Below are 21,932 nucleotides of genomic sequence, written 5' to 3'. Positions count from 1 at the left end.
GACGGGATTTACTTCTCAGCAGCAATACGTTGGCGAATATGATCAGCCCGCGCTTGTGAAGATGGATGATCGTCAAACATGCTGCTGGTACGGCCTGCTTCCATGGTTGCCAATTTTTCAAAGCTAGTGACTAAACCATTTGGATCGATACCGCGTTTTTTCAACAAATCGAATGAGTAATCATCCGCTTCGCTTTCTTGTTTCTGTGAAAATTGAGCGTTAACCAACTTCTCACCAATATCTGCTAATTGAGACTGAGATAACTGCCCGGCAATCCCGCCCGCGGAACTGGCTGCGGTGCGCAGGGCTGTGGTGCCATAGGCCACTTGCATCGCTTTACGGGTATGTCCCAATGCCACATGGCCCATCTCATGACCGAGTACACCTTCCACTTCATTGTCGGTCATCATGTCCATCAGGCCGCTATAGACACGAATACAACCATTTGCCATGGCCCAGGCATTCACATCCTTTGTGACATACACTTTATAGTTAGCTGGCGTACCATTAATGTTATCGCCTAATGCGGCTGAAATTTTCACCAACCGTTTGGCATAGGTACTGTCTGCTGGCGCTATCTGCGCTTTCTGATCCATTTCAGCGCAAGATTTTTCGCTGAGCATTTTTACATCAGCATCATTCAAGGTTGCCGCTTGAAATGCCTGTGCGCCTGACTGCATTAAGCCATCAGTATTCATATTCTGGCAGCCGCTAAGCAGTGCTGTAAGGCTCAGTGCAATCATTGAGGTACGAATTTTCATAACACTTTCTTCCTGTGGTTATGCCATTTTATTATTGGAGAGGACCGTTCTCTTCGTGATGATAACGTATCAGTTGCGTTATCTATCCATCATTATTCGCCAACAGTCACTGTTGCATTCTTATTAACTATTGCATTAATCGCTGTTGAATCGACGACGGTTGTTCTACTCTGTCGGCAATAGGTCTTGCCCGAAATATTCGTGGCAACGTATGGTTTATATCGGTTTGTTTGCAAAAACGAACACTGCCAGCCGACAGAGTGGTTAATACACTCATTGTGTGGCTAAAAACGCAGCGAGGGTAACGCGACTCAATCGTTACAGCTATAGCTTTATTCTGAAAATATGGAAGTTTTAGCTCATTTAGTTTTAGTGATTGCCGTTTCAATGCTGAGTCTGAGAAAATGGTAAACTTGAACGCTTTTTTTTAATCCGACCTGGAGTAAAACATGTCCTCTCGTAAAGAGCTTGCCAACGCGATCCGCGCACTAAGCATGGACGCAGTGCAGAAAGCGAATTCCGGCCACCCCGGCGCCCCTATGGGTATGGCAGATATCGCCGAAGTTTTGTGGCGTGACTATTTGAACCATAACCCAACCAATCCACACTGGGCTGATCGCGACCGTTTCGTGTTATCGAATGGTCACGGCTCCATGTTGATCTATAGCTTGCTGCATCTCACTGGCTATGACTTGCCGATGGAAGAGCTGAAAAACTTCCGTCAGTTACACTCTAAAACGCCTGGTCACCCTGAATATGGCTATACCGCTGGCGTAGAAACCACCACCGGCCCGCTGGGTCAGGGCATTGCGAATGCGGTTGGTTTCGCCATTGCAGAACGCACGCTGGCCGCACAGTTTAACCGCCCAAGCCATGACGTTGTTGATCATCACACCTACACATTTATGGGTGATGGCTGCATGATGGAAGGTATCTCCCACGAGGTTTGCTCTCTGGCGGGCACCATGAAGCTGGGCAAACTGACCGCTTTCTATGATGACAACGGTATCTCTATCGATGGTCACGTTGAAGGTTGGTTCACTGACGACACGGCGGCACGTTTCGAAGCTTACGGCTGGCATGTGGTTCGTGGTGTTGATGGCCATAACGCTGATTCAATCAAAGCGGCTATCGAAGAAGCTCACAAAGTTACCGACAAACCTTCACTGCTGATGTGCAAAACCATTATCGGTTTTGGCTCACCGAAGAAGGCCGGTACGCATGACTCACACGGTGCACCATTAGGTGCTGATGAAGTTGCTGCTACCCGTGAAGCATTGGGTTGGAAATACCCTGCATTTGAAATCCCACAAAATATCTATGCTGAGTGGGATGCTAAAGAAGCCGGTCAGGCAAAAGAAGCTGCCTGGAACGAGAAGTTCGCAGCTTATGCCAAAGCTTATCCAGAACTGGCTGCTGAATTCAAACGTCGTGTCAGCGGTGAATTGCCTGCTAACTGGGCGACTGAATCCAAGAATTTCATCGAACAATTGCAAGCTAATCCTGCCAAGATTGCCAGCCGCAAAGCATCACAAAATGCGCTGGAAGCCTTCGGTAAAGTGTTACCTGAATTCTTGGGCGGCTCTGCTGACCTGGCACCAAGTAACCTGACTATCTGGTCTGGTTCTAAATCACTGAGCGATGATCTGGCGGGTAACTACATTCACTACGGTGTACGTGAATTTGGTATGTCTGCCATCATGAACGGTATTGCTCTGCACGGTGGTTTCATTCCTTACGGCGCAACCTTCCTGATGTTTGTGGAATATGCCCGTAACGCGGTGCGTATGGCTGCTCTGATGAAAATCCGCAGCATATTCGTTTACACCCATGACTCTATTGGTCTGGGCGAAGATGGCCCAACCCATCAGCCGGTTGAGCAGATGGCCAGCCTGCGTGTAACACCAAACATGAGCACCTGGCGTCCTTGTGACCAGGTTGAGTCTGCGGTGGCATGGCAGTATGCGCTGGAACGCAAAGATGGCCCGAGTGCACTGATCTTCTCCCGTCAGAATCTGGCACAACAGCCACGCTCTGCTGAGCAGTTAGCCAATATCGCTAAAGGCGCATATGTACTGAAAGATTGTGCAGGCCAGCCTGAACTGATCTTCATTGCTACCGGTTCTGAAGTTGAACTGGCAGTGGCAGCAGCAGATCAGCTGACCGCCGCAGGCCACAAAGTGCGTGTTGTTTCTATGCCATCAACTGATGCATTCGACAAACAAGACGCCGCTTACCGTGAATCTGTATTGCCAGCAGCGGTTAGCGCGCGCGTTGCCGTTGAAGCCGGTATTGCCGATTACTGGTACAAATACGTTGGCCTGAATGGCGCGGTGGTTGGTATGACCACCTTCGGTGAATCTGCACCAGCAGAGTTGCTGTTCAAAGAGTTTGGTTTCACTGTTGAAAACGTGGTAGCGAAAGCTCAGGCGCTGTTGAAATAAGAGACTGCATTACTATTAAATATGCCCAAAAAACTTGGCGGTGCCGCTAGCATTACAGCAGTTCCAAGCCCAAAGGGTATATCGGGTGTAAACGGTGATGACAATCCCGGTAATACACCTGTTAAAAGACCGCTTCGGCGGTCTTTTTTTTCGCCAATTGATGGATGTATTGTGCCCTTTATCAGGCAGATATTCCTTTTATGATTAGTTTGGTTTATTCTGGCTGAAGCGTTTCAGTCATGATTGATTTTCAGTTTCAGTAAAATTCGCTGAGGAAAAAGCCGGAAGTATTCTGGCCCAATTGTGATAAGACGATTAACATCTTAGGGTACGGTGCAGTACGCTATGGGATTGCATGATAATAACCAGAAACAGGGAGTAACATGACAATCCGCATAGCGATAAATGGCTTTGGCCGTATTGGCCGTAGCGTTTTACGCGCATTGTATGAATCAGGTCGCCGGGCAGAAATTTCAGTAGTTGCTATTAATGAGTTGGCTAATGCACAAGGGATGGCCCATTTACTGAAGTATGACTCCAGCCATGGCCGGTTTGCCTGGGATGTTCGTCAGGAATGTGACAATTTGTACGTCGGTGACGATATTATCCGGCTGATACATCAGCCAGAAATAGAGCAGTTACCTTGGGGTGAGTTAGGAATTGATGTTGTTCTGGATTGTAGCGGCGTGTATGGCAGCCGTGCCGATGGCGAGGCGCATATTGCCTCCGGTGCCAAAAAGGTACTGTTTGCCCATCCTGGCGGCAATGATTTAGACGCAACAGTAGTCTATGGTGTAAACCATCAAGATTTACTGGCGGAGCACCGGATTGTTTCCAACGCTTCCTGTACTACGAACTGCATTATTCCTATTATTCAGTTGTTGGATATCGCTTATGGCATCGAGTCTGGCACTGTGACTACCATTCATTCATCAATGAATGATCAACCCGTTATCGATGCTTATCATCAGGATTTACGCCGTACCCGGGCAGCAAGTCAGTCAATTATCCCGGTTGACACTAAACTGGCGGCAGGGATTACCCGTATTTTTCCGAAGTTTTGTGACAGGTTTGAAGCTATCTCGGTACGGGTGCCAACCATCAACGTAACCGCTATTGATTTAAGCGTTAGCGTGACAAACCCGGTTGGTGTTGCTGAGGTTAACCAGCTTTTTCAAAAGGCAGCAAGAGGTTCATTTCGTGGTATAGTTGACTATACGGAATTACCCTTGGTGTCGATCGATTTTAACCATGATCCGCACAGTGCAATTGTCGATTGCACGCAGACTCGGGTCAGTGGGCAGCACCTGATTAAGACCTTGGTATGGTGCGATAACGAATGGGGTTTCGCCAATAGAATGTTGGATACGACATTGGCGATGGCCCGAAGTGGTTTCTAGTATGGCATGTTAACGTCTTGTTTTTCCGTGTTTTACTGCGGTTATAACTGCGTTGATGTGCAGCTTATGCAACTTTAAAGAGAATCAACAAGAGGATTCACCATGTCTGTAATTAAGATGACCGATCTGAGTCTGGCAGGCCTTCGCGTGCTGATCCGTGCGGACCTCAATGTGCCGATAAAAGATGGCAAAGTGACGTCTGATGCGCGTATCCGTGCATCTCTGCCGACGATTGAAGCGGCACTGAAGCAAGGCGCTAAAGTAATGGTTACCTCTCACTTGGGTCGCCCGACCGAAGGCGAGTACAATGAAGAGTTTTCCTTGCTGCCAGTAGTTAACTACCTGAAAGACAAACTGTCTTCTCCGGTACGTCTGGCGAAAGACTATCTGGACGGCGTTGAGATTGCAGCAGGCGAGTTGGTTGTGCTGGAAAACGTTCGCTTTAACAAAGGCGAGAAGAAAGACGACGAAACGCTGTCTAAGAAATATGCGGCACTGTGTGACGTCTATGTGATGGATGCGTTTGGTACTGCTCACCGTGCACAAGCTTCTACTCACGGTGTGGGTAAATTTGCTCCTGTCGCCTGTGCCGGCCCGCTGTTGTCAGCAGAGCTGGAAGCACTGGGTAAAGCGCTGGGTAACCCAGCACGCCCAATGGTTGCCATTGTGGGTGGTTCTAAAGTATCAACCAAACTGACCGTGCTTGGCGCACTGTCTAAAATCGCCGATCAACTGATTGTTGGTGGTGGTATCGCCAATACCTTCGTTGCAGCTCAAGGCAACAATGTCGGTAAATCTCTGTACGAAGCAGACCTGATTCCAGAAGCCAAGCGCCTGCTGGAAACCTGTGATATCCCGGTTCCTACCGATGTGCGTGTGGCAACCGAATTCTCTGAAACTGCTGTTGCGACACTGAAACCAGCTAACCAAATCAAAGATGACGAACAAATTCTTGATCTGGGCGACGAGTCTGCACAACGTCTGGCTGAGATCCTGAAAAATGCCAAAACCATTCTGTGGAATGGCCCGGTTGGTGTATTCGAGTTCCCTAATTTCCGTAAAGGGACCGAGATAGTCGCTCGCGCTATCGCTGAGAGCGACGCATTCTCTATCGCGGGCGGTGGTGACACTCTGGCAGCAATCGATCTGTTCGGTATTGCTGACCAAATCTCTTACATTTCTACCGGCGGCGGTGCATTCCTTGAGTTCGTAGAAGGGAAAAAACTGCCAGCGGTGGTGATGCTGGAAGAGCGCGCTAAGCAGTAATTTAGATAACGGGGGGCGAAAGCCGCCCGTTTCGCTTTTAGCTAATGAAGCTCGCGGGCTTTATACCCTAAATAATTCGAGTTGCAGGAAGGCGGCAACGAAATGAACTCAAGGAGTTGAGATAACTCAATGACTTGAGTGAATGATGGCAGCCAACGCACATGCAGTTTGAAGTATGACGGGTATAGGCGATTTACATTTAGGGCCTATCCTCACCGGATAGCTGCTATCTTCAGTCGACGAAACAGGACAACGTACATGTCTAAAATTTTTGATTTCGTAAAACCAGGTGTCATCACAGGTGATGACGTTCAGAAAGTGTTCGCAGTAGCCAAAGAGAACAACTTTGCTCTGCCAGCAGTTAACTGTGTCGGCACCGACTCTATTAACGCAGTGCTGGAAACAGCAGCCAAAGTGCGTGCGCCAGTTATCGTTCAGTTCTCTAACGGTGGTGCAGCATTTATCGCAGGTAAAGGCGTTAAAGCAGAAGGTCAGGGTGCTGCAATCCTGGGCGCTATCTCTGGTGCACATCATGTCCATCAGATGGCTGAACACTATGGTGTTCCTGTTATTCTGCACACCGACCATTGCGCCAAGAAATTGCTGCCATGGTTAGACGGCTTGTTGGACGCAGGTGAGAAACACTTTGCGGCTACCGGCAAACCACTGTTCTCTTCTCACATGATCGACCTGTCTGAAGAGTCCCTGGAAGAAAACATCGAAATTTGTAGCAAATACCTGACTCGCATGGCGAAACTGGGTATGACGCTGGAAATCGAACTGGGTTGCACCGGTGGTGAAGAAGATGGCGTGGACAACAGCCATATGGACGCATCTTCTCTGTATACTCAGCCACAAGATGTTGATTACGCTTACGAAAAACTGAACGCTATCAGCCCACGTTTCACCATCGCTGCCTCTTTCGGTAACGTACACGGTGTTTACAAACCAGGTAACGTGAAACTGACCCCAACTATTCTGCGTGATTCTCAGGATTATGTTTCCAAGAAACACAATCTGCCGCACAACAGCTTGAACTTCGTATTCCACGGTGGTTCAGGTTCTACTGCTGCTGAAATTAAAGAAGCGGTTAGCTATGGCGTAGTTAAAATGAATATCGACACCGATACCCAATGGGCAACGTGGGAAGGTATTCTGGGCTACTACAAAAAGAACGAAGCTTATCTGCAAGGCCAACTGGGTAACCCAGAAGGTGCTGACAAGCCGAACAAGAAATTCTACGACCCACGTGCGTGGCTGCGTGCTGCACAGGTGACTATGGTTGCTCGTCTGGAAAAAGCTTTTGAAGAACTGAACGCCAAAGATGTTCTGTAATTCAATACTGCTTTGACCGACTTAAAAGGCCCCTTGGGGCCTTTTTTCTTTGCAAAAAACGAATCTAACCTCATTTCCGCCGCCTTGATTGACTGAGTAGTCTGATATTTCAGCGTAAATTTCTCTGCCAAAATTGGCAACAGGCTCATTGTTAGTTACCCTAAACAGGCTGTCAGTTGTAGCCGTCAGCATTTTGCGGTGATTTTTTGCGTAATCTCTCCCGCAGGGAGCTTTTTGTAGGATGATTCAAATGGAAGAATTAAACGTAGTTGATGGTATCAATGAAGCGAGTACCTGGTTGGTGAATAACCAAGATTTGCTGATTCAATACGCGGTTAATCTGGTCGCAGCATTACTTATCTTAACTGTCGGTTCAATCATCGCCAAAATTGCGTCACGGATGCTTGGTCGGGTCATGAAGTTACGTGGCATTGATGTCACCGTCGCAGACTTCCTGGCAGCAATGGCGCGTTACAGCATTCTGGCTTTCACTATCGTTGCGGTGCTGGGACGTTTGGGAGTGCAGACCGCCTCGGTGATTGCCGTTATCGGTGCCGCGGGTTTAGCTGTTGGTTTGGCGCTACAAGGCTCGCTATCGAACTTTGCCGCCGGTGTGCTGCTGGTAGCCTTCCGTCCATTTAAGGCAGGTGAGTATGTCGATCTGGGCGGTGTAGCAGGTACTGTGGTTCAGGTGCAAATTTTCTCAACGACCCTACGGACGGTCGACGACAAAATCATCGTGGTACCCAACGGCAAAATTATTGCTAATAACATCATTAATACCAGCCGTGAACCGAATCGCCGTACCGATATGGTCATCGGTGTTGCCTATGATGCTGATATTGATGTGGTAAAGAAAGTGCTGGGTGACATCATTGCCGCAGATAAACGTATCATGCATGACAAAGGGGTTACCGTGCGTTTGAATGAGATGGCGGCCTCTTCCCTTAACTTCACGGTGCGCGTCTGGACTACCAATGGCGATGCGATGGATGTGTATTGGGATCTGATGGAAAACTTCAAGCGTGCGTTGGATGCTAACAAAATTGGCATTCCTTACCCGCAGATGGACGTGCATTTGCATCAGGTAGCCAAAACTGAGGCAGATTAGCCTGAGAGCCTGGGTACTTGAAGCTGTAGTGTTGTTTACAATTTGGCTATAGCCATGTCAAATCGGGTCGTTATCGGCCCGTTTTTTCCTTTTTCCATCCTTGTTTCCCCTCTTGCTTAGCCATTATTAGTTTTACTTATTATTGATAAGAAATATCAATTTCCTCTGATGCTACTCTCCCCGTAATATGCTGCTAATTCCTCTCCAATTCTCTCGGTCAGTTTTGAGTATTATTTAAAGGTAACAGTATGTTAGCTGTCTATTTACAGGGCTTCGCCCTCAGTGCTGCGATGATTTTACCCCTCGGACCACAAAATGCCTTTGTGATGAACCAGGGGATTAAGCGTCAGCACTATTTGATGAGTGCCTCACTTTGTGCGCTGAGTGACATTATCTTGATTTGTGCGGGGATCTTTGGCGGCAGTGCCTTGCTGAGCCGTTCGCCATTGCTACTGGCACTGGTCACATGGGGCGGAGTGGCTTTCCTGCTGTGGTACGGCTGGGGCGCATTGATGGCTGCCTGGCGTGGAGGGGGCTCCTCATCTGCCGCCGCAACCGGCGCACAAGGGCGTTGGCCAATAGTTATAACCCTACTGGCGGTAACCTGGCTCAATCCGCATGTCTATCTCGATACCTTTGTGGTGCTCGGTAGCCTTGGCAGCCAGTTATTACCCGACTCCCGGCCTTGGTTCGCTTTGGGGGCCGTGAGTGCCTCTATTGCCTGGTTTTTTGCCCTCGCGCTATTGGCTGCGTGGTTATCACCGTGGCTTAACCGCCCAACGTCGCAGCGGGTGATTAATCTGTTGGTCGGAGGGGTAATGTGGTTTATTGCTTTTCAGCTAGCGCAACAAGCACTAAATCTGTGAGTTTTTATCATTAATCCGAATCCCATGATTCATAAGATATGCTACGGTTGATGTGTTAATCCGGTTACCGACAGCAAATTAATCACGCTGCCAATGAGATTCGAGTGAGTGTAATTAACTGCAAATGTATTTGTCGCTGATTGAATTCACTGGTTATCTGGCTGAGGTCGACTGAGTTGTCATAAATAATTTGCCATGTATATCTTAGGAGGCACTGTGAAGTTGAAGACATTGGCTTTGGCCGCAATGATGGGATTAGGGACGTTACCTTTGGCGCTACAAGTTCAGGCAGCCGAAGTGCCAGAAGGGCCGCATGTTGTCACCTCCGGTACCGCCAGTGTTGATGCGACACCGGATATTGCCACTATCGCTATTGAAGTCAGTGTATCTGCCAAAGATGCGGCAGATGCCAAAAAACAGGCGGATACAAGGGTCGCGCAATACTTTGATTTCTTACGTAAAAGTGGCATTGAAAAGAAAGATATCAATGCTGCCAATATTCGTACCCAACCTGAATACGATTACCAGAAAAGCGGTGAAGCGGTCTTGAAGGGATACCGTGCCGTGCGCCAGGTTCAGGTAACATTACGCCAACTGGATAAGTTGAATGAGCTGCTAGATGGTGCGCTGAAGTCTGGTCTAAACGAGATCCGTGCGGTGGAACTCGGGGTAGCAAACCCGGACACATACCGTGAGCAGGCGCGTAAAAAAGCCATTGAAAATGCCATTAGCCAGGCAGGATCATTGGCTGATGGATTCAAAGTTAAACTTGGGCCGGTCTACAGCATTCGTTACCACGTCGCTAACTACCAGCCTATGCCGGTAGCACGCATGTTTAAAAGCGCTGAAGCGGCACCAGCCACCGATGCCGCACAGACTTACGAACAGCAGACCATCCATTTTGATGATCAGGTTGATGTCGTGTTTGAACTCCAAACTGCGACCAGTACCGCTAAATAAATCAATCCTGCCGTAATACCTGACGCCCATAAGACAATAGGGCGTCAGTCACCTTTCTCATGGTTCTGCTTTCCGGTGCAAACCGGTGCCAGAACAGCATTCGCCGTTGCAGTAATCCTGGCGTCAGATTGATTAATTCGCCTGAAGCTAGCTCTTTCTCGATTTGTAGATGCGGGATCATACAGCAGGTGGTTCCTTGTCGTGCTAACTGCACAAAAGCTTCGGAAGAGTTAACAATATGGCAGGGCACGCTGCCCGGTGATAAATCAAAGTTCTGCTGTAAAAACGCCTGATGCATATCATCCAGATGGTCAAACGCCACCGCTGGCGCTTTCAACAATGCCGAGCGGGTTACGCCATTAGGGAAATAACGCTCAGCGAAAGGTTTGGAGGCGACAAACAGGTAATCCAGCGCACCGAGTTGATCAACCAGACAACTGGGGAGCGGTTGAGGTTGGATACTGACAGCACCCACAACCTCACCGCGACGTAACCGTTCCTGAGTTCGAGTCTCATCCTCGACTTGTAAATTCAGCCGGATAGGGGAATCAGCCAGCACCGGTTTCAATGCCGGTAGCAACCAGGTCGCCAAACTGTCGGCGTTGACTGCCAGCGACAATAACAGTGGTGTATCTCCGCCATTATCATTGCCCAGCCACTCTTCTTCCAGTAACTCAACTTGATGCAGTAACGCGAGCAGTTTCTGCCCTTGTTCGGTAGGCCGTGGTGGCACGGTGCGCACCAGCAGCGGTTGTCCGAACAGATTCTCTAACTGCTTGATGCGTTGAGATACCGCCGATTGGGTGATGCAAAGTTTTTGTGCAGCGCGTTCAAAACCGCGTTCACGGATCACCGCGTCCAGCGCTTGTAGCGTACGGTAGTCTGGGCGTTTCATCGGAGTCATCTCTCCAAATATTAAGTCGATACAGCACTATGCCACATTTTAGCCAGTTTGTTATGACAGGATGCCAAGGTGTCAGCCACAAATAAACCGGCATAACTGTGATCCGGCTAGAATTAACTACCACGCGAGTTGGCTTTATTCACACAATCACCACTGCGGATGCTCTATAATGACCTCAGGTTTTCTTTCACATCAAGGCGTGAACTTACCATGACTCAGGATGAACTTAAAAAAGCAGTGGGCTGGGCAGCATTAGATTATGTTAAACCCGGTACCATCGTTGGGGTCGGCACTGGCTCGACCGCAGCACATTTTATTGACGCACTTGGCTCCATCAAAGGCCAGATAGAGGGGGCGGTTTCCAGCTCTGATGCCTCTACTGCCAAACTGAAAAGTTACGGCATCCATGTATTCGATTGTAATGAAGTGGATGTATTGGATATCTATGTTGATGGCGCTGATGAAATTAACGACCAGATGCAGATGATCAAAGGCGGTGGTGCTGCGCTGACCCGCGAGAAAATCATTGCTGCTATTGCTCGTCAGTTTATCTGCATCGCGGATGCGTCCAAGCAGGTTGCTATATTGGGTAAGTTCCCGCTGCCGGTTGAAGTTATCCCAATGGCCCGCTCTTATGTGGCTCGTGAACTGGTTAAGCTGGGTGGCTTACCGGAGTATCGTCAGAACGTCCTGACTGATAACGGCAACGTTATTTTGGATGTCCACAATCTGAGTATTTTGGATGCCATTGCGTTAGAAAATAAAATCAATGGTATTGCCGGTGTCGTTACGGTCGGCCTATTTGCTAATCGGGGGGCTGATGTGGCACTGATTGGCACCGCCGACGGCGTTAAGACCATAAAATTAAAGTGATCGGTTAACGCGCTCTCAGGATGAGGTTCGCTACTTCATCCTGAAAGTTTTTTTGCCTTTAAATATCTTTTCTTAAAATCGCTAAATTTGGTGATATATATCACATTTCTTCATTTCGTTTTATTAACCTGCCATTAACCCTCTTCACGCCAGTTTTTTATTCCATAAATTAACATTGGCACTGATTGTTATGCTGGCCGGCAGGCAATCGTTTGTATTGCTGCCCGCGTAATATTTGTTATGTTGACAGGGTGCTGACCGGATTCATTCGATAGCGGCAGCCACATCTGAAGTCTGAAAATAGGGTCGGGGACATGGCAAAAGTATCACTGGAGAAAGACAGAATTAAGTTTCTGTTAGTGGAAGGGGTGCACCAGAGCACGGTTGATAATCTGCGTGCTGCCGGATATAGCAATATTGAATATCATAAAGGTGCCTTAGACACCGAATCACTGAAAGCATCGATCAAAGATGCTCACTTCATCGGCATTCGATCGCGTACGCATCTGTCTGAAGAAGTTTTTGCGGCAGCAGAAAAATTAGTCGCAGTAGGTTGTTTCTGTATCGGTACTAATCAGGTTGATTTAAAAGCGGCTACCAAACGCGGTGTGCCAGTATTCAATGCACCTTTCTCCAATACCCGTTCGGTAGCTGAAATGGTACTGGGCGAGTTACTGCTGATGTTCCGGGGCATTCCATCGGCTAACGCCAAAGCTCACCGTGGTGAGTGGAACAAGCTGGCGGTGGGTTCCTATGAAGCCCGTGGCAAGAAGCTGGGCATTATCGGTTATGGTCATATCGGTACCCAACTAGGGATTCTGGCAGAGAGTGTCGGGATGAAAGTATTTTTCTACGATATCGAAAATAAATTGTCGTTAGGGAATGCACAGCAGGTGCGTCACCTGTCTGATCTGCTGAATATGAGTGATGTGATTAGCCTGCATGTGCCGGAAAACCACTCCACTAAAAACATGATTGGCCCTGAACAGTTGGCTCTGATGAAGCCGGGTGCGATGCTGATTAACGCCTCACGCGGTACCGTGGTCGACATCCCGGCCTTGTGTGATGCGTTGGCCAGCAATCATTTGGCAGGCGCGGCAATCGACGTATTCCCTGAAGAGCCTGCAACTAATAAGGACCCGTTCAATTCACCCTTGTGCGAGTTTGATAATGTGTTGCTAACACCACATATTGGTGGTTCCACTCAGGAAGCGCAGGAAAATATCGGTGATGAAGTGGCAGGTAAGCTGGCGAAGTATTCCGACAACGGCTCAACGCTGTCTGCGGTCAACTTCCCTGAGGTTTCTCTGCCTGCTCACGGCGATAATACCCGCCGTCTGTTGCATATCCATGAGAACCGCCCAGGCATCCTGACCAGCATTAACAAAATCTTTGCCGAACAGAATGTCAACATTGCGGCACAGTATCTGCAAACCAGTGCTGAAATCGGTTATGTCGTCATTGATGTTGAGACTGATGATGCGGAAAATGCAGAAAAAGCATTGCAGGCGATGAAGGCGATCCCGGGAACTATCCGTGCTCGTTTGCTTTACTAGTATCCCCTTCGACCTTGATATTGCAGCATTGTTAGCGGCCTTCGCTCACCCGAATCACTTACTTATGTAAGCTCATCGGGATTATGAGCCTCATCAGAGGCTCACCCTGCGGGCCAGCGCAAGCGCCGTTCAAAATGGTTTACGACCAATTTGTCGTTCACTTGCTGCCTGGCCGCATTACCAATGGTTTTGGGTATAAATATTTGTATTAAATGACTAAACACCCGCTATCTATAAAATATCGGGTGTTTTTTTATTTTGCAGGATTATCTCTTACCACTGCCACACTTTTGTTGGTGTCACTATCTCTGGCAATGGCACATCCCAAAGCTCACAGGGCAAGTGCTCTACCCATTGGCAATCATGGGCCAGGCCAATAGGATAAGGGCGTCCTTGCTGCCAGTGTTGCAGCGTACGGTCATAAAAGCCACCACCCATACCTAAACGTTGCCCGAGGCTATCAAACGCCACTAACGGGGTTATCACCATATCCAATTGGTTTAGTGGCAGAACTTCTCGCACATCTAATTGTGGTTCAAGGATTTTCAGGCGATTACGGATAAGCGTGCTATCAGGGCGATAACGCAGAAATAATAAATTACCGAGGCTGAAAGGGTGCAAAACCGGCAGATAAACCTGTTTTTGTTGCTGCCATAGCAGCTCAATAATGGGGCGGGTATTGAGTTCACCATCGAAGGAGAGGAACACGGCAATGGTGTTAGCCTGACGGATTCTGTCATGCTCAGCGATATGCTTTGCCGCCAGATGCGCTGACTGATGCTGTTGTTCCGCAGTCAACAGTCGCCGACGTTCACGGATCTCACTACGAATTTTTTGTCGCTCAAGGGCATATTGCGCAGTCAAAGGCATATTATTTATTCAAAAATATGTTGTTGATTTAAAGTATAATTTTTTGATTAAAAAGACATTTTATTGATTCGCAAGATATATTGCTGATGCCAGTAGACAGCCAATGTAAAACGAACGTGATAACCCCAAATGCTGGTTACCCGATAAAGGGGGGATCTCCGAGATGCCGCCGCAGGCTGTAACCCTTGAACCCATGGTTCAAGGTGAACGTAGCGTCGCAACCTTAAGGCTTCTCGGCGGACCGAGCATGCGCACCAGTTACGGAGTCACTACATTCTGTTGGTATTAAATATCGGCTCAGGGGACTGGCCCGCTGGCAAACACCTCAGAGAAATTTTTTACTCACTGCTGAATCTATCATTCAACAGAGATTTATTCAAACTGTGCATCCTGACGTTCAGAGATGCGACCTTGTTCAAGCAACGCCTGTTCAATGGTCTGTTGTAACATCCGAATACGTTGCTCCATATTGGATGCATAGTCACGGGTTTTCAACCTTTCCTGAGCTAATTCGTGACAGACGTTCAATGCTGCGATAAAAACTAACTGCTCAGTATTTGTGACTCTAGTGCGAACTTTGAGATCTTGCAACCGTTGGTTAAGATCTTCTGCTGCCATGTTCAACGCGTCTTGTTGTTCTGGCGGACAATTGACTCTTAACGAGCGACCAAAAATTTGAATATCTACCGGTTGTGCAGACATGCCACCTTCCTGACTAATTTTCGCGCCAACCTTGTAAACCAGAGGCAAAATGCTCGTAGTTGCAAAGCGGGCGTCACTATATATATCTCGATACCAAGATTCAACCACTAATACCCGCTGGGTATTAGGGTCTGGCGCGTTGCGTTTTCTGGTATAGCGACCTTTCTTGGTGGTAGCATAACACGAACTTATCCTGCCAACGATGACCAATACGCATGTCTATAGAGAATACATTACCAACTTACCAATCACTTGCCTTGGCGTTAAGCCAGCAAGCGGTAGCATTAACCCCCGCAGAAATGCATGGCCTGATCAGCGGCATGCTCTGTGGTGGCAGTAAAGACAATGGCTGGCGCACGCTGGTACATGACCTGACCAATGACGGCGTTGCCTTTTCACAAGCGTTGGGATTGCCGTTACAACAGTTACATGAAGCAACACAAGAAGCGCTGGAGAACGAAGGTTTTATGTTCCAGTTGCTTATCCCTGAAGGGGACGATATCTCGGTTTTTGACCGTGCTGACGCATTATCAGGTTGGGTCAACCATTTCCTGTTAGGTTTGGGTATGTTGCAACCGAAACTGGCGCAGGTGAAAGATGAAGTGGGTGAAGCCATTGATGATTTACGTAATATTGCCCAATTAGGCTATGACGAAGATGAAGATCAAGAAGAGCTGGCTCAATCATTAGAAGAAGTTATTGAGTATGTGCGTGTGGCCGCTATTTTGTGCCATATCGAATTTACTCAACAGAAGCCGACTGCACCAGAGATGCGTAAGCCAACACTACATTAAATGATATGGTGTAATATGTTGAATTAAGTCGATTAAATCGGACGTTCCAGGAGGGTGTGATGACTCAGCAAGAATACCAGAACCGCCGTCAGGCGCTGTTGGCGAAGATGGCCCCGGGCAGTGCAGCACTGTTTTTCGCCGCACCGGAGGCTACGCGCAGTGCGGATTCCGAATACCCTTATCGTCAGAATAGCGATTTTAGCTACCTGACGGGGTTCAATGAACCGGAGGCGGTGTTGATTCTGGTAAAAAGCGATGAGACCCATAACCATAGCGTGTTGTTTAACCGGGTGCGGGATTTAACCGCCGAGATCTGGTTTGGCCGCCGTTTAGGGCAAGATGCGGCCCCCCTCAAGTTAGGTGTTGACCGCGCATTACCCTTCGATGAAATCGACGAACAGCTCTATTTGTTGCTCAATCGCCTTGATGTGATTTATCACGCGCAGGGGCAATATGCTTATGCAGATAAAATTGTTTTTGCCGCGCTGGAAAGATTACGTAACGGTTTTCGTAAAAATTTGCGTGCACCGGCCACGCTAACTGACTGGCGTCCATGGTTGCATGAAATGCGCCTGTTTAAGTCAGCTGAAGAAATTGCTGTGATGCGCCGCGCCGGTGAAATCAGTGCGCTAGCCCATACTCGCGCGATGGAAAAATGTCGCCCAGGTATGTTTGAGTATCAGTTGGAAGGGGAGATTCTGCATGAGTTCACCCGCCATGGCGCGCGTTACCCGGCATATAACACTATCGTTGGCGGTGGTGAGAATGGCTGCATTCTGCATTACACCGAAAATGAGAGTGAATTGCGGGATGGTGAGCTAGTGCTGATTGATGCAGGTTGTGAATACCGTGGCTATGCCGGTGACATCACCCGCACCTTCCCGGTTAACGGCAAATTCACGCCAGCGCAACGCGAGATTTATGACATCGTTCTGGCCTCGATTAATCAATCATTAGAATTGTTCCGCCCGGGTACCAGTATCCGCGAAGTCACCGAGCAGGTGGCGCGCATTATGATTACGGGTCTGGTTGGTTTGGGCATTCTAACAGGTGATATCGAGCAATTGATCGCTGAAAAAGCGCATCGCCCCTTCTTTATGCATGGCTTGAGCCACTGGTTAGGGTTGGATGTGCATGATGTCGGTGATTATACCAATAGTGACCGTGGCCGCATTTTGGAAGCGGGAATGGTGTTGACCATTGAACCGGGTCTTTATATCGCCCCAGATGCTGATGTACCGCCAGAATACCGTGGTATTGGTATTCGTATCGAAGATGACATCGTGATTACCGCTGACGGCAATGAAAATCTGACCGCCAGTGTGGTGAAAGATCCCGATGCCATTGAAGCCCTGATGGCGGCAGCGAGATAACTGATGAGCGTAATCATTGTTGGTGGTGGTATGGCCGGAGCAACTCTGGCGCTGGCTATTTCATCCCTCACCAAAGGGCGGGTGCCGGTTGCTTTGGTTGAGGCACAACTTCCCGATAGCAAGCAGCATCCGGGGTTTGATGCCAGAGCAATTGCCTTGGCACAAGGCACCTGCCAACAACTGGAGCGCATTGGTATCTGGGCGCATCTGGTTGATTGTGCCACCGCCATTGAACATGTTCATGTTAGTGATAGCGGTCATTCGGGCTTTGTTAACTTACGCGCCGCTGATTATGGTGTTGCGGCACTGGGTAATGTTATTGAGCTACATGATGCCGGTAAAAGGCTGTTTGCCTTATTGCAGAAAGCGCCGGGAGTGACGCTGCATTGCCCGGCTAAAGTGGTGGATGTGGTTCGTACAGTTGCATCAGCTGGTGTGACGCTGGATAACGGCCAACAACTGAGTGCAAAGCTGCTAGTGGCAGCCGACGGATCTCATTCTGCACTGGCGCGGGCTTGTAATATTCAGTGGCAGCAGCAGGACTATCAACAGATCGCCGTGATTGCCAATATTACGACTTCCGAACTACCGGCAGGTCGGGCTTTTGAGCGTTTTACCCGCAATGGGCCGTTGGCATTATTACCGATGTCTGAAGGGCGTAGCTCGCTGGTCTGGTGTCACGCTAAACACGAAAAGCAGCAGGTCGATAGTTGGGATGACGCCCGTTTTGTGGCGCAATTGCAGCAAGCTTTTGGTTGGCGGTTGGGTAAAATTCTCCATGCGGGTAAGCGCTACAGCTACCCGCTGCAATTATTGACGGCTTCGCGCCATATCAGTCACCGTCTGGCGTTAGTGGGTAATGCGGCGCAAACACTGCATCCCATTGCCGGGCAGGGTTTCAATCTAGGGCTGCGTGATGTGATGTCGCTGGCTGAAACTATCGCGCAGGCGGGGGGAGACCCCGGTGAGTATGCGGTGCTCAGCCAATATCAGCAGCGGCGGCAAGGGGATCAACAGGCGACTATTGGTGTCACTGATGGTTTAATTCGTCTGTTTGCCAATCGCTATGGGCCACTGGTGGTTGGGCGTAACCTTGCTCTGATGTCAATGGAACTGATGCCTGCAATACGTGATACTTTCGCCCGGCAGACATTGGGATGGGTAGAGCGTTAATTTTACCCGTCATCTTTCACGTTGCAGGTGTGTGGGCTGCGACTGATGTAAGCTCATCGGAATTAATGAGTCCCATCCTTGAGGCTCACCCTACGGGTTAGCATAAATGCTGTTCAAATCGATTCCCGACCGATTTGTATCTCGCTTGCCGCCTTCCTGCATCGAGAAATTTATAGGGTAAATAAAGTTCATATTTTCATGGGATATATCTCGGTATGCAATCATATGACGTGGTAATCGCCGGTGGCGGAATGGTCGGTCTGGCGCTGGCCTGTGGCTTACAGGGCAGTGGCTTGCGCATCGCTATTCTGGAGCATCAGCCCGCACCAGAACCTCTCACTGCACCGTTGACTGATGAGTTGGCGCTACGTGTCTCGGCGATCAATGCTGCCAGTGAGCGCTTATTGAAAAAAATAGGGGTATGGGACAGCATTTTGGCGCTACGGGCCAGCCCTTATAGCGGCATGGAAGTGTGGGACCAAGACAGTTTTGGCAAAATAGCGTTTCATGCTGATGAATATGGCTTCAGCCATCTCGGTCATATCATTGAGAACCGGGTGATTCAGCAGGCGCTATGGCAACGTGCCAGCCAATTAGCTGAGATTACGCTGTTGGCACCGGCCAGCCTCAAACAGGTGGCATGGGGTGAAAGCGAAGCTTTTATCACGCTAACTGATGACCGTATGCTCAGTGCGCGGCTGGTGGTTGGGGCCGATGGCGCTAACTCATGGTTGCGCCAGCATGCGGATATCCCGCTGACTTTTTGGGACTATGCCCACCATGCGCTGGTAGCGACCATTCGCACGGAAGAAGCACATCAGGCAACGGCGCGTCAGGTATTTCATGGTGATGGTATTCTGGCTTTCCTGCCGTTTAGCTCCCCACACTTGAGTTCGATAGTCTGGTCACTTCCTCCTGAGCGTGCTGCCGAGTTAGCTGCGCTACCCGCCGAGCAATTCAACCGCGAACTGGGCATGGCGTTTGATATGCGTTTGGGGCAATGCCAGCTTGAGAGTGAGCGCCAGACCTTCCCGCTGATGGGGCGCTATGCACGTAGCTTCGCGGCACACCGGTTGGCGCTGGTGGGGGATGCTGCCCATACTGTGCATCCGTTGGCCGGGCAGGGCGTCAATCTGGGCTTTATGGATGCCGCTGAGTTAGTCTCTGAGCTGCGCCGTTTACAGCGCCAAGGCAAAGATATCGGTCAGCATCTCTATCTGCGGCGTTATGAACGTCGCCGCAAGCACAGTGCTGCGGTGATGCTTGCCAGTATGCAGGGTTTCCGCTCCCTGTTTGCGGGCAGTAACCCTGCCAAAAAGCTCCTGCGTGATATTGGCTTAACGCTGGCTGATAACTTGCCGGGGGTAAAACCACCGTTAGTGCGGCAGGCCATGGGATTACATGATTTACCCGATTGGCTAGATGAGTAGTTTTGTGAGTCACTAAACCCCCCTCAGTTGAAATAATCTAATTTCAGCCCTATTTTCGCATTAGTTTTTCTCACTGATAACCAAAACCTGAAAAGTTGAAACTGACAGGGTTTTGGTTATTTGGTTATATAACATCGCAATTTTTACTGATTAATTGTTAATAATGTGCCTCTGTGCGCATTTTTTCAGTGGAAAACTCTGCACAATACCCCTGCCTTTTGTCCTCTTAGGGCGTGCTATTGCCTATTTTAGCTTATGGTTACCTGATGAGTTCGGTGATAACGTTGGGCAAAAGGTATCGTTTGCGTAGACCCGTCATACTTCACGTTGCATGTGTGTTGGCTGCCTTCGTTCACCCCAGTCACTTACTGATGTAAGCTCCTGGGGATTCACTTAGTTGCCGCCTTCCTGCAACCCGAATTATCTAGGGTATATGCCTGTTTATGGTAAGTCAGAGTACCAGACACTCATGGCATGAAACTGTTTGAGGGAGAGTAGATGTCTAAGCAGACCCCGCTGTATGATCAGCACGTAGCGTGCGGTGCGCGCATGGTAGATTTTCATGGCTGGATGATGCCATTGCATTATGGTTCCCAAATCGACGAGCACCATATCGTGCGTCAAGATGCCGGTATGTTCGATGTCTCTCATATGACTATCGTTGATCTGCACGGTGCCCGTACCCGTGAGTTCCTGCGTTACCTGTTAGCCAACGACGTTGCCAAACTAACCCAACCGGGCAAAGCCCTTTACACCGGGATGCTAAATGCGTCCGGCGGTGTTATCGATGACTTGATTGTCTATTTCCTGCAAGAAGACTATTTCCGCTTAGTGGTTAACTCCGCTACCCGTGACAAAGATCTGGCCTGGATAATCCAGCATGCTGAACCTTACCAGGTTGAAGTGACGGTGCGTGACGATCTTGCCCTGGTGGCGGTACAAGGCCCAACGGCTCAACAGAAAGTGGCTACTTTACTGACTCCTGAGCAGCAGCAGGCGATCGCGGGCATGAAACCATTCTTTGGTATTCAAACGGGTGATTTCTTTATCGCGACTACCGGTTATACCGGTGAATCAGGGTATGAAATCGCACTACCAAAAGAGCAAGTTGTTGAATTTTGGCAGCAACTGCTCGCCGCTGGGGTGAAGCCTGCGGGTCTTGGTGCGCGTGATACTTTGCGTCTGGAAGCGGGTATGAACCTTTACGGCCAGGAAATGGATGAAGGTGTTTCTCCGTTAGCCGCCAATATGGGCTGGACGATAGCCTGGTTGCCAGAAGACCGCCAGTTTATCGGCCGCGAAGCACTGGAAAAGCAACGTGCGGACGGCACTGAGCAACTGGTCGGCTTGATCATGACCGAAAAAGGCGTATTACGTAATGAGTTGCCGGTGCATTTTTCTGATGCGCTGGGTAACTCACATGTCGGTGTGATAACCAGTGGTTCATTCTCGCCTACATTGGGGTTCAGCATTGCGCTGGCCCGTGTGCCTGCGGGAATTGGTGAGAGTGCGGTGGTTCAAATCCGCAACCGTGAAATGCCAGTGCGGGTCACAAAACCTGGTTTTGTGCGGGCGGGTAAACCGGTCGCGCTGTAAGTCTTCCGAATTATAAGAGCCTCAATTTTTGGCTCTATCTCTTTTTAAGGAGCAGCAATGAGCAATGTACCAGCAGAGTTAAAATATGCGTCATCTCATGAGTGGGTTCGTGCCGATGGCGATGGCATCTATAGCATCGGTATCACTGAGCATGCGCAAGAGCTACTGGGCGACATGGTGTTTGTTGATTTGCCTGAAGTGGGCAGTGAAGTTTCAGCTGGCAGTGACTGTGCTGTTGCCGAATCAGTTAAAGCGGCTTCCGACATTTATGCCCCGATCAGCGGCGAAATTGTTGCGGTTAATACTGAGCTGGAAAGCTCACCAGAGCTGGTCAACAGCGCACCTTATACCGATGGTTGGCTGTTCAGCATCAAAGCCTCTGATGAAGGTGAGCTGGCAGGCTTGTTAGATGCCGAGGCTTATCTGGCGACCATTGAAGAATAAATGAAAAAAAGCCTGAGGTGAGTGAAGTGCAATGAGCTAAGGGTTGACCACGTCTACGGGCGCTCCGGTGGCTT

At 49.2% G+C, this 21,932-nt stretch carries 19 protein-coding genes and 1 other RNA gene; 15 read left to right on the top strand and 5 right to left on the bottom strand.

Annotation, left to right across the window (positions count from 1 at the left end):
* Positions 1–8 precede the first annotated feature (8 nt).
* On the bottom strand, positions 9–761 hold the full coding sequence (locus tag V1956_RS21595) for a M48 family metallopeptidase (protein WP_372560641.1): 753 nt from the start codon (positions 759–761) through the stop codon (positions 9–11).
* A gap of 449 nt (positions 762–1,210) precedes the next feature.
* Here V1956_RS21595 and tkt point away from each other — a divergent pair, with 449 nt between their 5' ends.
* The 7 genes from tkt (at position 1,211) to V1956_RS21560 (ending at position 10,143) form a co-directional block, all read left to right on the top strand.
* On the top strand, positions 1,211–3,205 hold the full coding sequence (tkt, locus tag V1956_RS21590) for a transketolase (protein WP_372560642.1): 1,995 nt from the start codon (positions 1,211–1,213) through the stop codon (positions 3,203–3,205).
* A gap of 383 nt (positions 3,206–3,588) precedes the next feature.
* Positions 3,589–4,605 (top strand): erythrose-4-phosphate dehydrogenase, encoded by a 1,017-nt coding sequence (gene epd / locus V1956_RS21585; RefSeq protein ID WP_420070942.1) that lies wholly within the window; start codon positions 3,589–3,591, stop codon positions 4,603–4,605.
* 102 nt (positions 4,606–4,707) lie between these two features.
* A complete protein-coding gene (pgk, locus tag V1956_RS21580; RefSeq protein WP_372560644.1) occupies positions 4,708–5,871 on the top strand; it encodes a phosphoglycerate kinase in 1,164 nt (387 codons plus the stop codon).
* A 258-nt stretch (positions 5,872–6,129) separates the two neighbouring features.
* Complete coding sequence (fbaA, locus tag V1956_RS21575) at positions 6,130–7,206, top strand: class II fructose-bisphosphate aldolase (protein WP_005192802.1); 1,077 nt, start codon at positions 6,130–6,132, stop codon at positions 7,204–7,206.
* Positions 7,207–7,456: 250 nt separating this feature from the next.
* Positions 7,457–8,317, top strand: a complete 861-nt coding sequence (mscS, locus tag V1956_RS21570; protein WP_083162727.1) for a small-conductance mechanosensitive channel MscS — start codon at positions 7,457–7,459, stop codon at positions 8,315–8,317.
* 248 nt (positions 8,318–8,565) lie between these two features.
* A complete protein-coding gene (gene argO, locus V1956_RS21565; protein WP_442825650.1) occupies positions 8,566–9,183 on the top strand; it encodes an arginine exporter ArgO in 618 nt (205 codons plus the stop codon).
* A 216-nt stretch (positions 9,184–9,399) separates the two neighbouring features.
* Positions 9,400–10,143: an oxidative stress defense protein gene (locus tag V1956_RS21560; protein ID WP_083162731.1), complete on the top strand. Its 744-nt coding sequence runs from the start codon at positions 9,400–9,402 to the stop codon at positions 10,141–10,143.
* A 1-nt stretch (position 10,144) separates the two neighbouring features.
* On the opposite strand, the gene V1956_RS21555 is transcribed toward V1956_RS21560, so the two are convergent.
* Positions 10,145–11,038 carry a LysR family transcriptional regulator ArgP gene (locus V1956_RS21555; RefSeq protein WP_005163344.1) on the bottom strand — a complete coding sequence of 298 codons (894 nt, stop codon included), beginning with the start codon at positions 11,036–11,038 and terminating at the stop codon, positions 10,145–10,147.
* A gap of 219 nt (positions 11,039–11,257) precedes the next feature.
* Between V1956_RS21555 and rpiA the strand changes: the two genes are divergently transcribed.
* Both rpiA and serA read left to right on the top strand, forming a co-directional pair.
* Complete coding sequence (gene rpiA, locus V1956_RS21550; protein ID WP_083162733.1) at positions 11,258–11,920, top strand: ribose-5-phosphate isomerase RpiA; 663 nt, start codon at positions 11,258–11,260, stop codon at positions 11,918–11,920.
* Positions 11,921–12,234: 314 nt separating this feature from the next.
* A complete protein-coding gene (serA, locus tag V1956_RS21545) occupies positions 12,235–13,476 on the top strand; it encodes a phosphoglycerate dehydrogenase (RefSeq protein WP_083162735.1) in 1,242 nt (413 codons plus the stop codon).
* Positions 13,477–13,749: 273 nt separating this feature from the next.
* On the opposite strand, the gene V1956_RS21540 is transcribed toward serA, so the two are convergent.
* The 3 genes from V1956_RS21540 to zapA form a co-directional block, all read right to left on the bottom strand.
* Positions 13,750–14,346 carry a 5-formyltetrahydrofolate cyclo-ligase gene (locus tag V1956_RS21540; RefSeq protein ID WP_442825649.1) on the bottom strand — a complete coding sequence of 199 codons (597 nt, stop codon included), beginning with the start codon at positions 14,344–14,346 and terminating at the stop codon, positions 13,750–13,752.
* Positions 14,347–14,497: 151 nt separating this feature from the next.
* Positions 14,498–14,681, bottom strand: a non-coding RNA gene (gene ssrS, locus V1956_RS21535) — 6S RNA.
* A 37-nt stretch (positions 14,682–14,718) separates the two neighbouring features.
* Positions 14,719–15,048, bottom strand: a complete 330-nt coding sequence (zapA, locus tag V1956_RS21530; protein ID WP_004706812.1) for a cell division protein ZapA — start codon at positions 15,046–15,048, stop codon at positions 14,719–14,721.
* 215 nt (positions 15,049–15,263) lie between these two features.
* Between zapA and V1956_RS21525 the strand changes: the two genes are divergently transcribed.
* The 6 genes from V1956_RS21525 (at position 15,264) to gcvH (ending at position 21,858) form a co-directional block, all read left to right on the top strand.
* Positions 15,264–15,842, top strand: a complete 579-nt coding sequence (locus V1956_RS21525) for a YecA/YgfB family protein (RefSeq protein WP_372560648.1) — start codon at positions 15,264–15,266, stop codon at positions 15,840–15,842.
* Positions 15,843–15,901: 59 nt separating this feature from the next.
* Complete coding sequence (gene pepP / locus V1956_RS21520; protein WP_372560649.1) at positions 15,902–17,215, top strand: Xaa-Pro aminopeptidase; 1,314 nt, start codon at positions 15,902–15,904, stop codon at positions 17,213–17,215.
* A 3-nt stretch (positions 17,216–17,218) separates the two neighbouring features.
* Positions 17,219–18,388 (top strand): 2-octaprenyl-6-methoxyphenyl hydroxylase, encoded by a 1,170-nt coding sequence (ubiH, locus tag V1956_RS21515; RefSeq protein ID WP_420074275.1) that lies wholly within the window; start codon positions 17,219–17,221, stop codon positions 18,386–18,388.
* 215 nt (positions 18,389–18,603) lie between these two features.
* Positions 18,604–19,818 carry an FAD-dependent 2-octaprenylphenol hydroxylase gene (ubiI, locus tag V1956_RS21510; RefSeq protein ID WP_420070946.1) on the top strand — a complete coding sequence of 405 codons (1,215 nt, stop codon included), beginning with the start codon at positions 18,604–18,606 and terminating at the stop codon, positions 19,816–19,818.
* A 498-nt stretch (positions 19,819–20,316) separates the two neighbouring features.
* The gene (gene gcvT / locus V1956_RS21505) at positions 20,317–21,414 is read left to right on the top strand and encodes a glycine cleavage system aminomethyltransferase GcvT (RefSeq protein WP_372560652.1); all 1,098 of its coding nucleotides are present in this window, start codon (positions 20,317–20,319) and stop codon (positions 21,412–21,414) included.
* Between the two features lie 57 nt (positions 21,415–21,471).
* Positions 21,472–21,858 carry a glycine cleavage system protein GcvH gene (gene gcvH / locus V1956_RS21500; protein ID WP_005193111.1) on the top strand — a complete coding sequence of 129 codons (387 nt, stop codon included), beginning with the start codon at positions 21,472–21,474 and terminating at the stop codon, positions 21,856–21,858.
* Positions 21,859–21,932: the final 74 nt, after the last annotated feature.

Origin of the sequence: Yersinia sp. 2540 StPb PI, assembly GCF_052217165.1 — a bacterium.
Classification (GTDB): Bacteria; Pseudomonadota; Gammaproteobacteria; order Enterobacterales; family Enterobacteriaceae; genus Yersinia; species Yersinia enterocolitica_E.
The sequence above is the reverse complement of the archived record's forward strand: the minus strand, read 5'-3'. Positions and strand labels throughout refer to the sequence as shown.